This is a genomic window from Streptomyces sp. NPDC085524, from assembly GCF_044541755.1.
Lineage (GTDB): Bacteria > Actinomycetota > Actinomycetes > Streptomycetales > Streptomycetaceae > Streptomyces.
In genome coordinates this window covers 61,833-75,188 of record NZ_JBITTH010000020.1, presented here as the reverse complement: position 1 = coordinate 75,188, position 13,356 = coordinate 61,833, and the positions used below count along the sequence as shown (strand labels likewise).

At 73.1% G+C, this 13,356-nt stretch carries 11 protein-coding genes; 7 read left to right on the top strand and 4 right to left on the bottom strand.

The features are described 5' to 3' along the window. Positions 1-266: 266 nt before the first annotated feature. From ACIGFK_RS27890 to ACIGFK_RS27865, 6 genes are all read left to right on the top strand, one after another. On the top strand, positions 267-1,235 hold the full coding sequence (locus ACIGFK_RS27890) for a Zn-ribbon domain-containing OB-fold protein (RefSeq protein ID WP_376659893.1): 969 nt from the start codon (positions 267-269) through the stop codon (positions 1,233-1,235). Continuing rightward, complete coding sequence (locus ACIGFK_RS27885) at positions 1,235-2,305, top strand: thiolase domain-containing protein (RefSeq protein WP_376659892.1); 1,071 nt, start codon at positions 1,235-1,237, stop codon at positions 2,303-2,305. The genes ACIGFK_RS27890 and ACIGFK_RS27885 overlap by 1 nt, the downstream gene beginning before the upstream one ends. Further along, positions 2,302-3,477, top strand: a complete 1,176-nt coding sequence (locus ACIGFK_RS27880; protein ID WP_376659891.1) for a thiolase domain-containing protein — start codon at positions 2,302-2,304, stop codon at positions 3,475-3,477. The genes ACIGFK_RS27885 and ACIGFK_RS27880 overlap by 4 nt, the downstream gene beginning before the upstream one ends. Positions 3,478-3,598: 121 nt before the next feature. Then, positions 3,599-3,826: a DUF397 domain-containing protein gene (locus ACIGFK_RS27875; protein ID WP_376659906.1), complete on the top strand. Its 228-nt coding sequence runs from the start codon at positions 3,599-3,601 to the stop codon at positions 3,824-3,826. Positions 3,827-3,921: 95 nt separating this feature from the next. After that, a complete protein-coding gene (locus tag ACIGFK_RS27870; protein WP_376655794.1) occupies positions 3,922-4,329 on the top strand; it encodes an ACT domain-containing protein in 408 nt (135 codons plus the stop codon). 92 nt (positions 4,330-4,421) lie between these two features. After that, positions 4,422-7,253, top strand: a complete 2,832-nt coding sequence (locus tag ACIGFK_RS27865) for an ATP-binding protein (protein WP_386468526.1) — start codon at positions 4,422-4,424, stop codon at positions 7,251-7,253. A gap of 22 nt (positions 7,254-7,275) precedes the next feature. Here the strand turns inward: ACIGFK_RS27865 and ACIGFK_RS27860 are convergent, their stop codons facing one another. Continuing rightward, the gene (locus tag ACIGFK_RS27860; protein WP_376655796.1) at positions 7,276-8,985 is read right to left on the bottom strand and encodes a PKD domain-containing protein; all 1,710 of its coding nucleotides are present in this window, start codon (positions 8,983-8,985) and stop codon (positions 7,276-7,278) included. 171 nt (positions 8,986-9,156) lie between these two features. Between ACIGFK_RS27860 and ACIGFK_RS27855 the strand changes: the two genes are divergently transcribed. After that, positions 9,157-9,657 (top strand): hypothetical protein, encoded by a 501-nt coding sequence (locus tag ACIGFK_RS27855; RefSeq protein WP_376655797.1) that lies wholly within the window; start codon positions 9,157-9,159, stop codon positions 9,655-9,657. Positions 9,658-9,691: 34 nt separating this feature from the next. Here the strand turns inward: ACIGFK_RS27855 and kstD are convergent, their stop codons facing one another. The 3 genes from kstD to ACIGFK_RS27840 all read right to left on the bottom strand — a co-directional run bounded on the left by kstD (position 9,692) and on the right by ACIGFK_RS27840 (position 13,159). Then, positions 9,692-11,419: a 3-oxosteroid 1-dehydrogenase gene (gene kstD / locus ACIGFK_RS27850; protein WP_386468524.1), complete on the bottom strand. Its 1,728-nt coding sequence runs from the start codon at positions 11,417-11,419 to the stop codon at positions 9,692-9,694. A 145-nt stretch (positions 11,420-11,564) separates the two neighbouring features. Next, on the bottom strand, positions 11,565-11,816 hold the full coding sequence (locus ACIGFK_RS27845; RefSeq protein WP_400054015.1) for a hypothetical protein: 252 nt from the start codon (positions 11,814-11,816) through the stop codon (positions 11,565-11,567). A 218-nt stretch (positions 11,817-12,034) separates the two neighbouring features. Continuing rightward, complete coding sequence (locus ACIGFK_RS27840) at positions 12,035-13,159, bottom strand: aminoglycoside phosphotransferase family protein (protein ID WP_376655800.1); 1,125 nt, start codon at positions 13,157-13,159, stop codon at positions 12,035-12,037. Positions 13,160-13,356 lie beyond the last annotated feature (197 nt).

Sequence of the window (13,356 nt, the reverse complement as noted above, 5' to 3'; positions counted from 1 at the left end):
CCGCTGTCGCTGGCGCTGCTGTGCCGTGCCGGTGCCGTGCGCGTGAGGGTGCGGCGCCGCTGCCGGGGCTCCGCCCCGGACCCCGCGCCTCAATCCCCGGCGGGGACGCACTTCGCCCGGCGGCTCGGATTCGCGCCCGGCGGGGCCGGGGGTTTCCCGGCAGGGCCAGGGCCTGCCGGACCAGTGCCTGCCGGGGGAAGTGGGTCCGTTCGGGGCCCGTACAGATCGACCGCCCGTACCGGAATCAATCGCATCGGAGAGCCACCATGACAGCAGCCTCCCCACCGGAGGTGCTCCGCGCGCCCCTCGTCGTCGAGTTCCCCTTCACCCGGTCCCTCGGGCCCGTCCAGAGCGCCTTCCTCACCGGGCTGCGCGAAGGCGTCGTCCTCGGCGTCAAGACCTCCGGCGGCGCGGTGATGGTCCCGCCCGTCGAGTACGACCCCGTCACCGCCGAGGAGATCCGCGAGCTCGTGGAGGTCGCGGACACCGGCACCGTCACCACCTGGGCCTGGAACGGCCGGCCCCGGCCGAACCAGCCCCTGGACACGCCCTTCGCCTGGGTCCTGGTCAAGCTCGACGGCGCCGACACCGCCCTCCTGCACGCCCTCGACGCCCCCGGCCCCGACTCCGTGCGCACCGGCATGCGGGTCCGCATCCGCTGGGCCGCGGACCGTACCGGGGCCATCACCGACATCGCCTGCTTCGAGCCGTACGAGGGGCTGGACGTCGGCGAAGGCGCCCCGCACGACGGGGCGTTCGACGACGCCGTCCACGGCATCGTCGCCCGCGCCCGCCTCGACTACACCTACAGCCCGGGCCGCGCCCAGACCGCCTACATCGCCGCCCTCTCCGAGCAGAAGACCGTCGGTGAGCGCTGCCCCTCCTGCCACAAGGTGTACGTCCCGCCGCGCGGCGCCTGCCCCACCTGCGGAGTGGCCACCACCGACCAGGTGGAAGTCGGCCCCGCGGGCACCGTCACCACCTTCTGCATCGTCAACATCAAGGCCGCGCACACGGCGAATCTCGACATCGAGGTCCCCTACGTCTACGCCCACATCGCCCTCGACGGAGCCGGCCTCGCCCTCCACGGCCGGATCGGCGGAATCCCGTACGACCAGGTCCGCATGGGCCTGCGGGTCGAACCGGTGTGGACCGAAGGCGGCCGCTACCCCGACCACTACCGCCCCACCGGCGAGCCGGACGCGGACTACGACGCGTACAAGGAGCTCATCTGATGCCGAAGACGCCGTCGAGGTACGCCCGCGAGGTCGCCGTGGTCGCCTTCGCGCAGAGCGACCACCGCCGCGACACCTCCGAACTCAGCGAAGTCGAGATGGTCATGCCGGTCCTGCACCAGGTGCTGGCCGCCACCGGCCTGAAGGCCGGGGAGATCGGCTTCACCTGCTCCGGCTCCAGCGACTACCTGGCCGGCCGGGCCTTCTCCTTCACCATGACCCTCGACGGGGTGGGCGCCTGGCCGCCCATCTCCGAGTCGCACGTCGAGATGGACGGCGCGTGGGCCCTCTACGAGGCCTGGGTCAAGATCCAGACCGGCGAGGCCGACACCGCGCTCGTCTACTCGTACGGGAAGTCCTCGCCCGGCTCGGTGCGCGACGTGCTGACGCGCCAGCTCGACCCCTACTACGTGGCCCCCCTCTGGCCCGACTCGGTGGCCCTCGCCGCCCTCCAGGCCCAGGCCCTGATCGACGCGGGTGAGACCGACGAACCCGCCCTCGCCGCGATCGGCGCCCGCAGCCGGGCCGGCGCCGAGACCAACGCGCACGCCCAGCTCCGCGGCGCCGTCCCGCAGGGCGACTACCAGGTCGCGCCACTGCGCACCGGGGACTGCCCGCCGATCGGCGACGGCGCCGCGGCCGTCGTCCTCGCGGCCGGCGACACCGCGCGCCGACTGTGCGAACGCCCCGCCTGGATCACCGGCATCGACCACCGCATCGAGGCCCACAGCCTGGGCCTGCGCGACCTCACCGACTCCCCGTCCACCCGCATCGCGGCCGAACGCGCGGGCGTCTTCGAAGCCCCCGTGGACACCGCGGAACTGCACGCGCCGTTCTCCTCCCAGGAGGTCGTGCTCCGCAAGGCGCTCGGCCTCGGCGAAGGAGTCGCCGTCAACCCCTCCGGCGGAGCCCTCGCCGCCAACCCGATGATGGCCGCGGGCCTGATCCGCATCGGCGAGGCGGCCGCCCGCATCCACCGCGGCGAGTCCGACCGGGCCGTCGCCCACGCCACCTCCGGCCCCTGCCTCCAGCAGAACCTGGTCGCCGTCCTGGAAGGGGAGACACGTTGAGCGCCACGGGTAAGGAACCGGTCGCGGTCGTCGGGATCGGCCAGACCAAGCACGTCGCCGCCCGCCACGACGTCTCCATCGCCGGACTGGTCCGCGAGGCCGCGGCCCGCGCCCTCGCGGACGCCGAACTGACCTGGGCGGACATCGACGCGGTCGTCATCGGCAAGGCCCCCGACTTCTTCGAGGGGGTGATGATGCCAGAGCTCTACCTGGCGGACGCGCTCGGCGCCGTCGGCAAGCCGATGCTGCGCGTGCACACGGCGGGCTCGGTCGGCGGCTCCACGGCACTGGTCGCCTCCAACCTGGTGGCGGCCCGCGTCCACCGCACCGTCCTCACCCTCGCGTTCGAGAAGCAGTCCGAGTCGAACGCCATGTGGGGGCTCTCGCTCCCCGTCCCCTTCCAGCAGCCGCTCCTGGCGGGCGCCGGCGGGTTCTTCGCCCCGCACGTGCGCGCGTACATGCGGCGCACCGGGGCGCCCGACACCGTGGGCTCGCTCGTCGCGTACAAGGACCGCCGCAACGCGCTGAAGAACCCGTACGCGCACCTCCACGAACACGACATCACCCTGGAGAAGGTCCAGGCGTCGCCGATGCTGTGGGACCCGATCCGGTACTCCGAGACCTGCCCCTCCTCGGACGGGGCCTGCGCGATGATCCTCACCGACCGGGCGGGAGCGGCCCGTTCGCCGAAGCCGCCCGCCTGGGTGCACGGAGGGGCGATGCGCAGCGAGCCGACGCTCTTCGCCGGCAAGGACTTCGTCTCCCCGCAGGCCGGCAAGGACTGCGCGGCCGACGTCTACCGGCAGGCCGGGATCACCGATCCGCGCCGGGAGATCGACGCGGTGGAGATGTACGTGCCGTTCTCCTGGTACGAGCCGATGTGGCTGGAGAACCTCGGCTTCGCCGAGGAGGGCGAGGGCTGGAAGCTCACCGAGGCCGGGGTCACCGAACTCGACGGGGACCTTCCGGTCAACCCGTCGGGCGGCGTCCTCTCCACCAACCCGATCGGCGCCTCCGGCATGATCCGCTTCGCGGAGGCCGCCCTCCAGGTCCGCGGACAGGCCGGGGAACACCAGGTCCCGGGAGCCCGCCGGGCCATGGGACACGCGTACGGCGGCGGCGCGCAGTTCTTCGCGATGTGGCTGGTGGGGGCGGAGGAGCCCACCGGCTGAGAGGCCGCGGGGGGTGCCGGACCGGTCAGGGTGACTCACCGTGGCCTGTGCGGCACCCGCTGCGGTGGTTAACCTTGGCCCCGGACGACGTACCGGGAGGAGCACGCACGTGGCAGAGAGCATGACTTCACAGCCCCTCGCTGGCTGGGGCAAGCCGGACCTCGATCTCACCGAGGCGGACTGGCAGTCGAGCAGCCGGGGAGCGGGCGACGTCCAGATCGCCTTCGTCGACGGCTTCATCGCGATGCGCAACAGCGAGCGCCCCGAAAGCCCCTCGCTGATCTTCGCGCCGGACGAGTGGCGCAAGTTCGTACTGGGCGCACGGGGCGGGGAGTTCGACCTCACGTAGCGGCCGGTCGCCCCGCCGCGACCCGCCGCCCGGCCGCCGGGCAGCGGGTCGCGGCCACGTGGAGCCGGGTGCGCGACAGCCCCTAGGCTGACGGCATGAGCGGCGAGAGCGACCTGCGGAAACTGCTGAGCGGCATGCGGCCCGAACTGAACGACGGCGCGTACGTGTTCTGCACCGTCCCCGGCACCGCCGTCCCGGCCGGGACCGAGCCCGTGGCCACCGTCCGGGAGCGCGAGGGGCTCACTCTCGTCCTGCGGCAGGAGGAAGCCGACGCGGCCGGGCTCGCCTACGACTACACCGCCGGATGGATCACCCTGCGCATCCACTCCGCCCTCGACGCCGTCGGACTCACCGCCGCCTTCGCCACCGAGCTCGGCGCACACGGTCTGAGCTGCAACGTCATCGCCGGCTACCACCACGACCACCTCTTCGTGGCCGCCGACCGCGCCGCCGAGGCCGTCGCCGTGCTGGAGGCCCTCGCCGAGCGCTCCGCGGGCAGCTGAAAAGAAGATCGGAAACTTTCCGACAGCAGGCTCCTTCTGTTTGCGCGCGGGCGTACGCTGATGCCCCCGAACAGGCCTGGGGGGTACCAGCCATGACGGAACGCCGGACCCGCATGCGGCGCACACTGGTCGAACGCGAGACAGAACTCGCCATCGTCGACGAGGCCCTCGACCTGCTCGCCGGCCCCGCACCGGACGGCGGCGGCGCGCTCCTCGCCTTCTCCGGACCCGCCGGCCTCGGCAAGACCACCCTCCTCGCCGAACTGCGCCGCCGGGCCCATGCACGCTCCTGCACCGTACTGGCCGCCCGGGGCGGCGAACAGGAGCAGAGCCAGCCATTCCACGTCGCCCGCCAGCTCATCCAGCCCCAGCTCGCCGGGACCTCCGAACACGAACTGCGCGCCGCGCTCGGCAGCTGGTACTCCATCGTCGGCCCCGCGCTCGGCCTCTGCGCCCCCGAACAGGGCTCCCCGCCCGACCCCCAGGGCCTGCGCGACGGACTCGACTGGGTGCTCACCCACCTCGTCGTCAAGCGCGCCCCCGTCACCCTCGTCCTCGACGACGCCCACTGGGCCGACCCGGAATCCCTCGGCTGGCTCGCCGCGTACGCCCCCCGCGCCGAGCACCTCCCGCTGCTCCTCGTCGTCGCGTACCGCCCCGACGAACTGCCCGCGCACGCCGACGCCTTCCGTACGCTGCCCGGCCGCTCGGGACAGCGCCCGCTCTCCCTCGCCCCGCTCACCGCACCCGCCGTGGCCACCCTGGTCCGCGAGGCGATCGGCGAGCACGCCGACGACGCCTTCTGCAACGAGGCCTGGGCCGTCACCACCGGCAACCCCTTCGAGGCGGTCGAACTCACCGCCAAGATCCGCGACGAGGGCCTCGCCCCGGTCGAGGCCAGCGCCCCGCTGCTGCGCGACCTCGCCGCCGCCCAGCGGGGCAGCGGCCTCGTCGAGCGCCTCGAACGCCTCGGCCCCTCCACCGTCCGCTTCGCCTGGGCCTGCGCCGTCCTCGGCACCGCCATCCCGCAGGACCTCGCCGCCCGGGTCGCCGCCCTCGGAGCAGAGGAGGCCGTGGACGCCACCGGGCGGCTGCGGGAGGCCCGCATCCTCTCCGCCGCCACCGAAGAGCCGGACGCAGGACTGGAGTTCGTCCACCCGCTCATCGCCACCGCCATATACCGCGCCATCCCCGATGCGCTGCGCGTCGCCCTGCACGGAAAGGCCGCGGCGGCCGTCATCGACGCCGGACTCGGCCCCTCCGCAGCCGCCCGCCACCTCCTGGAGACCCACCCCGAGAACGACCCCTGGGTGGTGCGCACCCTGCGCGAGGCCGCCGGCGAGAACCTGCGGGCCGGAGCCCCCGAGGCGGCCCGCCGCCAGCTCGCCCGCGCCCTGCGCGAGCCCCCGGACTTCGACGAACGCGCAGCCGTGCTCTACGAGCTCGGCTGCGCCTCCCTGCTCACCGAACCGGCCAACACGGTCAACCACCTCCGCGCCGCCCTCGCCGAGCCCGTGGACGACCCGGCCCTGCGCCAGGGCATCGTCATCCGGCTCGCCCAGGTCCTCGCCCACAGCGACCGCCTCGCCGAGGCCTCCGAATCCCTCGCGCGGGAGATCCCGCACACCCATGACGTACGCGCCCGGCTGCGACTGCAGTCGGAGCAGTTCATGTGGGACGCCTTCAACGCCGCCGAGACCGACTCCCCGGCCCGCTCCCGGCGCCTGGCCCGGCTCGCCGACCGGCTGGCCGGCCGCGATCTCACCGAGCGGTACGTCATCGGGCTGCGCACCTGGGACGCCTGCCTGCGCGGGGAACCGGTGGAAGTCGTCCTGCACCATGCCGGGCGGGTCCTGGAGCAGCCCTTCAGCTGGGCGTACGAGGACCGCGGCTTCGAGGTCCCGGTGCTGGTGGCCATGGCCCACATGTACGCCGACCGGCCCGGCCGGGCGGACGAGCTGTTCGAGGCGGGCACCGCCGAGTTCGAGCGGCAGGGCTGGCGCGGGGCACACCTGTCCTTCGGGTACAGCCTGCGCGCCTACATCCGCTTCCGGCGCGGGCGGCTCGCGGAGGCCGAGGAACTGGTCCGGGCGGGACTGCAGCTCGCCGAACGCGTGGGCCGCGGGACGCCCGTGCACTGGTACACCATCGCCATCCTCATCACGACACTGCTCGCCCGGGGACGGACCGACGAGGCCTGGGCGCTCGCGCGGGAGCACGAGTTCGGGCGGCCCTTCCCGGCGGCGGTGGTCTTCCCGGACTCCCAGACCGTCTACGCCGAACTGCTGCTGGCCCGCGGCGACGCGAAGGCGGCCGCGGCCGAGCTGGAGGAGGTCGACCGGAGGCTGACCCCGCGCGGCATCCAGAACCCGGCGTGGTGCCCGTGGCAGCTGCACCTGGCCCGGGCCGTGGCGGGGGAGGACCCGGAGCGGGCCCGCACCCTGGCCGGCGACGCCCTGCGGCGGGCCCGTGCCTTCGGTGCCCCCTCGGGCATCGGCCAGGCCCTGCGGGTGTCGGCCGAGGTCGCCGCCCCCGGGGACCGGGCCGGGCTGCTGCGGGAGGCGGTGGCCGTCCTGGCGACGTCCCCGGCGGAGTACGAGCTGGCCCGGGCGCTGGCCGCGCTCGGTACCGAGCTGCGGGACGAGGAGCTGCTGACGCGGGCGGTGGTCACGGCGCGGGAGTGCGGGGCGGACGCGCTGGCGGCGGAGTCGACGGACACGCTCCTGGGACTGGGCGGCGCCCTGCCGTGCCGGACCTCCCGGGAGGACCGCCTGACGGAGGACGAGCTCCGGGCGGCGGAACGCGCCGTGCAGGCCGAGCCGGCCCGGGAGCCGGGCACGGACTGGGAGCTCTCCGCGGCCTGCCGCAAGCTCGGCACCGACCTCACCGGGCTCCCGGCAGCCCTGGCGGCCTACCCGCGGTAGGCCGCCGGGGCGGCACGGCGGGTCAGTCGGTCGCGTACACGCCGAACAGGTCGATCACCAGGTCGGCAGGCTCCCAGCCGCCGTTCCAGAAGTCGACGACGGCGTCCTTGCCGGCGTTCGCCTGGACCAGGTTCGAGACGGTGGTGTCCTTCGTCCAGTTCAGGTTGGAGGAGTTCGGCCTGGTCGGCCGGACGTCCTTCCCCGCCAGGTACTGGTCCCGGGTGTTCGGGTCGGGGGCGACGGTGAGGTGGCCGCTGCCCCGGGTGTTGGTGACCGTCGTGTTCAGCGCGGCCGCCACGAGCTTGCTGTCGTTCTGGTACAGCCACTGGGTCCGGAAGTCCTGGCCGTCGAGCGGCCAGTTGTACAGCCGGGAGTCGTGCAGTCGCTCCGGTGCGACCGGGAGGTAGGCGCCCTTGCCGTCGGCGCCGTAGTACCCGGTCACGTCCACGATCACGTCGGCCGGGTTCCAGGAGCCGTTGCGGATGCTGATCCGGCCGTCCTGTCCCACCGGCACGATCACCGAGTTGGCGACCGTCTGCCCCGCGGTGAAGTTCAGGTTCGACGCGAGCGGTGCCTGCTGCCCGCTCGGGAAGACCGTCAGGTGACCGGACTGCTTGGGGTCGGTGACCGTGACGTTGAGCGCCACGGCCTTGACGCCGTTCGCCGGCAGCCCGCCCTGGCCCGCGACCTGGATGCCGAAGGTGCCCTGCCCGGCGACCTGGCCCTTGGCCGTGCCCTGCCCGTACCGGGTGTCGACGAGGCGGACCGGATCCAGGGCCGTGTAGCCACTGGCGACGGAGCGCGTGAAGTAGCCCGCTACGTCGGCGATCAGATCCACCGAGCCCGCACTGCCGTTGGCCAGCTCGACGTACCCGTCCTCGCCGACCGGCACGATCGCCAGGTTCGGAACGGACTGCCCCGCGGCGAAGTTGACGTTCGAGGTGGCGGGCTTTTCCTTGCCGGACGCGTACGCGGCGATGTGCCCGTCGTTCGTCGCGTTGGTGGCGGTGATGTTGAGGGCCACGGAGGTGACCCCGGCCGGGATGCCTCCATTGCCGCCGATCTTCACCCGGGTGGTCGCATACGGGCCGACGGGGTGGGCGGACGCGGCACCGGTGCCGTCCCGGGTGTCCAGCAGCCGGGCGGGCGCGTGCGGGGTGAACTCGGAGCCGGCGACGACGACGTCCACGCTGTTCGTGGCGGACACGTTGCGGGCCGGGTCGGTCGCCGTCACCGTGATCTTGTGGGCGCCGACCTCGGCGTACGTGTGCTTGAAGTGTCCGAAGTCCTCGGAAGAGACGAATTCGGTCTCGGTGCGGCCGTCACCCCAGTCGACGTCGATCCGGATCATCCCCGCCCGGTCGGTGGTGACGAGCGTGGCCAGGCGCATGGTGCGCGCGCCGGTGCCGTACGTGCCCAGCCCGACCTTGAAGTCCGGCTCGGCCTGGGCGCCCGCCGCGTGCGGGGCCGCGGCCGACGGGCCACCGGTTCCGGGCAGGACCTTGACGACGGAACGCCCGGCCGGGCTGTTGAAGGTGGCGGCGTCCTTCGCCGCGGCGGCCGTCGCCGCCTCGAGCTTGGCGGCGGCGTCCTCGGCCGCCCGGTTCTGAGCCGCCGGGCCCTGCGTGGAACCGGCTCCCGTGGCCGGGGTGCGGTCCGCGGCCGGAGCGGCCGCATGGGCCACAGCAGGTGCGAAACCGACGGCTGCCGCGACGGCGGCGGCAGAGATCATGACTCGGTGGCGGTACACCGGCCCCCCATTGTGTTGAACATGTTCATAAAGGTCATGATCAGATTACATGCCGCATAAACCGAGGACGCGCGACGCGCACCGCCGGTTGCAGACCGGCCGGGATGAGGGGCCCCGGGCAGGAAAACCCGCGCGGCCACGTACCATGGCGGCATGTCCTTCCTCCGCCGCCACCGCGCCGCCACACCCGCCGGCCCGGACTTCGACGTCCTGGCCATGGACCCGGGGGACTGGCCGGGCAATCTCGGGGCCGGGCTGCTGCCCGCGCCCGACGGCAGCTGCCAGGGCGTCTTCCTCCGCTACGACCTGTTCGGCGGACGCGGCCCCGCAATGATCATCGGCAACCTGCCCGAGGGGTCCCCCGCCAGGGACCTCGCCGACGGCGAGATCCCCTTCGAGGTGGCCCAGCTCCTCGACGCACTCGAGAACGACGAGGACGTCGAGGTCACCGGTGTCGAGGACTGCCCCGTCATGCAGGGCGACAACCTCCTGATCGTCCGGAAGATCAAGCTGTCGGAGTCCCGCATCTCCTGCGTCCAGTTCGACCGCAGCGACAACGTGCTGGTCACCATCGCCAGCTGGGAACGCCCGATCACCGATGACCTCTACGCGCTCCTGAAGCCGCTCCCCGCCGAGCTCTTCCAGCAGGGCTAGCGATCACCGCACCAGCGATCACCGCACCACGACGTCACGCATCCGCGATGTCGTTCGCCGCCACATAGCCGAACGTCATCGCGGGACCGATCGTCGATCCGGCCCCCGCGTAGCTGTGGCCCATCACCGCCGCGCTGGCATTGCCGGCCGCATACAGGCCCCGGATCACCGAGCCGTCCGCCCGCAGCGCCCGCGCGCGGGCGTCCGTGACGATGCCGCCCTTCGTGCCGAGGTCGCCCGGCACGATCTTGAACGCATAGAACGGCGGGGCCCAGACCGGGGCCAGGCACGAGTTCGGCGTCACCCCCGGATCCGTGTAGTAGTGGTCGTACGCCGTGTCGCCCCGGTGGAAGTCGGAGTCGGTACCGCTCCACGCCTGCGCGTTGAACCGGTTGAGCGTCGCCCGCAGCGCCGCCGCCGGAACGCCGATCTGGCCTGCCAGCGCGTCCCAGCTCCACGCCTTCTTCGCCGCCCCCGCCTCGTACCAGGAGTCAGGGAAGACGATCGTCGGCAGGACGTCCTTGAACAGGTACTTGCTGCGGTAGTTCTGATCCACGATCAGCCACGCCGGGATGTGCGAACCGACCGCACCCCGGTCCTTCTCGTACATCACGTGCACCACATCGCTGTACGGCGCCGCCTCGTTGACGAACCGCGCCCCGTTCGCGTTCACGATCAGCCCGCCCGGCAGGGTCCGCTCGGCGAGGCAGAAGTACGGTTCCCCGGGCAGCGGGATCGACGGCCCCCACCACGCGTCCTCCATCAGGGCCAGCGCGGCCCCGGCCCGCTGCCCCGCCCGGATCCCGTCGCCGGTGTTCTCCTTCGCGCCCACCGACCACTGGGTGCCGATCGGCTGCTGCTGGTACTGCGCCCGCATCTCCGCGTTGTGCTCGAAGCCCCCCGAGCCGATGACCACCCCGCGCCGGGCCCGTACGGTGCCCCGTACGCCCGCCTTCTCGACGACCACCCCGGTGACCGCGCCGCCCTCCTGGACCAGGTCGACCAGCGGGCTGTTCAGCCACACCGGCACCCCGGCCTGCATGAGCCCGGCCCGCAGGCCGGCCGCCAGGGCCTGGCCCATCGTCAGCGGCTTCTCCCCGCACAGCGCCGCCCTCGTGCCGCGGGCCAGGCACTCCGTCGACACGGCGAGCCCCTTCGCGTTCACCGCCGCGAGGTTCAGCCACTTGTAGTCCTGGCTGAACACCACCATCCCGGCCGGGACCGGCATGTACGCCGGGTTCAGGTGGGCCAGTTCGGCACCCAGGATGTTGCCGTCGATGTAGTCCGGCTCGATGGACCGGCCGTTCGGGAGGCCGCCCGGCAGGTTGGGGTAGTAGTCGCTGTAGCCCTCCATGAAGCGGAACCTCAGCGGGCTGTTGGCCATCACGAAATCCAGCATCCGCGGCCCGTTGGAGAGGAAGGCCGCCTGGCGGTCCGCCGGCACCTCGCTCCCCACGACCGCCGCGAGGTACGTCGCCGCCTTCTGCGGGGTGTCCGGGACCCCCGCGCCGAGGATCACCGAGTTGTTCGGCAGCCAGATGCCGGCCCCGGAACGGGCGGCCGACCCGCCGAACGTGGGCGCCTTCTCGACGACCAGCACGCTCAGCCCCCGTTTGGCGGCGGTGAGCGCGGCGGTCATCCCGGAGGCCCCGGAACCGACCACGACGACGTCGTACTCGCCGAGCGGGGCACCGTCCGCGGCCCGTGCGGCGGCGGAGGGCAGCACGGTGGCGGCGAGGACCCCGGCTCCCGTCCCGGCCATGACCGTACGTCTCGAGGGGAGGGATTCGGAGGGCGTGCGTGAAGCGCTTGCGGACATGGGCAGGCTCCAGCGGTGTGGGGAGGCGAGGGTGGCTCCAGCATGTCTGATGCTGAGTCAGAAAAGGTGTTCGGGGGATCATGTGATGTCAAGGCATCCGGCGCCGCCGCCTCCAGTACGCCACCGTCACTACGCCCAGCAGCGGCCCCCACAGGATCAGAGGGGCGTAGCAGACGTAGAACCTTACGACGCTCCAGCCACCCGCCCCGCTCGGGAAGTCGGCGGGTACCGGATCACCCTTGATGGTGGTCCCGGCCACCTGGGTCACCGCCGCGAGCACCGTCCACAGGGCCGTCAGAGCCGGGGCGCCGAGCGCGGCGGGGACGACCGGCGCCGCCACCGGTATCCGCCGCCCCCCCAGGAACGGGATCCAGCGGGGACCACCTCACCCCACGCGGCGACCAGCCCCACCGCCGTGACGGCCGACGGACTCAAGCGCCTCCCCGCACGGGGGAGAGGGGTCAGACCCGGGGCGTACCCGGCGGGCCGCCCGCACGAGCGAAGTCCCGTGGCGGTGGGGGCCACGGGACTTCGCGTCCTGGGAATAGCGGGGAGGACCTACCGGGTGCCGACCGCAGCCCGGACCGCTCTGCGGGCCATGCCCGCGTCGTCGTGCAGGCGGCGCAGCAGCAGCCGCTGCTCCTCTCCCGAGGACAGGGAACCGGCGGGGAGCGGCTGGGCCGGAGCGGTCGCCAGCATGGAGCGCTGCACCGCCGTCTCGCACATCCGGATCTCCCTGGTCAGCACCAGCATCAGATTGACCAGGAAGGCGTCCCGCGCCGCCGGACCGGCCGCCTGGGCGAGCCGGCTGATCTGCGCCCGGGCGGCCGGAGCGTCGCCCAGCACCGTCCACAGCGTGGCCAGGTCGTAGCCGGGCAGGTACCAGCCCGCGTGCTCCCAGTCGAGCAGCACCGGCCCGGCCGGGGACAGCAGCAGGTTCGACAGGAGGGCGTCACCGTGGTTGAACTGCAGGGCCGTGCCGCCCAGTTTCACGCCGTGCAGCAGCTTCTGCAGGTCGCCGAGGTCCCGGTCGGTCAGCAGCCCCAGTTCGTAGTCGCGGGCGATCCGCCGGCCGTAGTTCACCGGGGTGGCGAACAACTCGGCCGGAGGACGCCACTGGTTGAGGCGGCACACGGCCCCGAGGGCGGCCCGCAGGTCCACCCGCGGCGGCGGCTCCACCGGGTGCCGCTGGAGCGCCGCGACCCGGCCGGCCATCCGCTCGACCACCAGCGTGCAGTTCTCCGGGTCGGCCGCGATCAACCGCGGCACACGGACCGGAGGGCGGTGCCGGACGAACGTCCGGTACGCCGCTATTTCGTGCCGGTAGCGCTCGCGCCACTCCGGCGAGTGGTCCAGTAAAACCTTCGCGACGGCGGTCATCCGTCCGGTGGTGCCCACCAGCAGGACCGAGCGGCCGCTGCGCCGCAGCACCTGCACCGGCGCGAACTCGGGACAGATCCGCTGCACCGAGGCGAGCGCGGTGCGCAGTTGCGCCCCCTGCGGCCCCGAGAGGTCGATTCTTCCGCTGAGCGGCTGCGACCCGGCTCCCGGCATCCGCCGCGCCCGTGCGGCGCCCTGCACCGCGGACGCGGGCCGGCCGGGGTCGAGGTAGGGTCCGCCGCCCGCCGGGAGCGTGCGGTAGGGCCGAACAGGTGCGGACACGGAGGACGTTGCTGCGTACATGGCTTTACGGATCCCTTCGTGCGCCGACTGGGTTCGTACGCCACCCCGCCGGATCCCGTACTTCACCCTGGGGAGTTCCGCCGGTGAACCGGGTCGGGGAGGCGCATTCCTACCTGACACCCGGCGGCAGGTGGCGAACCATCGGGCGTGCCCTGGCGAAGCCTGGCGAATATGCCGTGGGGGCCTGGCGGGGGGTT

Bases quoted from the DNA above. Each gene is read 5' to 3' on its own strand.
- ACIGFK_RS27855 (WP_376655797.1), top strand. From the start codon at position 9,157: ATGTCCTTCCTCCGCCGCCACCGCGCCGCCACACCCGCCGGCCCGGAC.
- ACIGFK_RS27860 (WP_376655796.1), bottom strand. From the start codon at position 8,985: ATGATCTCTGCCGCCGCCGTCGCGGCAGCCGTCGGTTTCGCACCTGCT.
- ACIGFK_RS27890 (WP_376659893.1), top strand. From the start codon at position 267: ATGACAGCAGCCTCCCCACCGGAGGTGCTCCGCGCGCCCCTCGTCGTC.
- kstD (WP_386468524.1), bottom strand. From the start codon at position 11,419: ATGGCCGGGACGGGAGCCGGGGTCCTCGCCGCCACCGTGCTGCCCTCC.
- ACIGFK_RS27870 (WP_376655794.1), top strand. From the start codon at position 3,922: ATGAGCGGCGAGAGCGACCTGCGGAAACTGCTGAGCGGCATGCGGCCC.
- ACIGFK_RS27865 (WP_386468526.1), top strand. From the start codon at position 4,422: ATGACGGAACGCCGGACCCGCATGCGGCGCACACTGGTCGAACGCGAG.
- ACIGFK_RS27885 (WP_376659892.1), top strand. From the start codon at position 1,235: ATGCCGAAGACGCCGTCGAGGTACGCCCGCGAGGTCGCCGTGGTCGCC.
- ACIGFK_RS27875 (WP_376659906.1), top strand. From the start codon at position 3,599: ATGACTTCACAGCCCCTCGCTGGCTGGGGCAAGCCGGACCTCGATCTC.
- ACIGFK_RS27840 (WP_376655800.1), bottom strand. From the start codon at position 13,159: ATGTACGCAGCAACGTCCTCCGTGTCCGCACCTGTTCGGCCCTACCGC.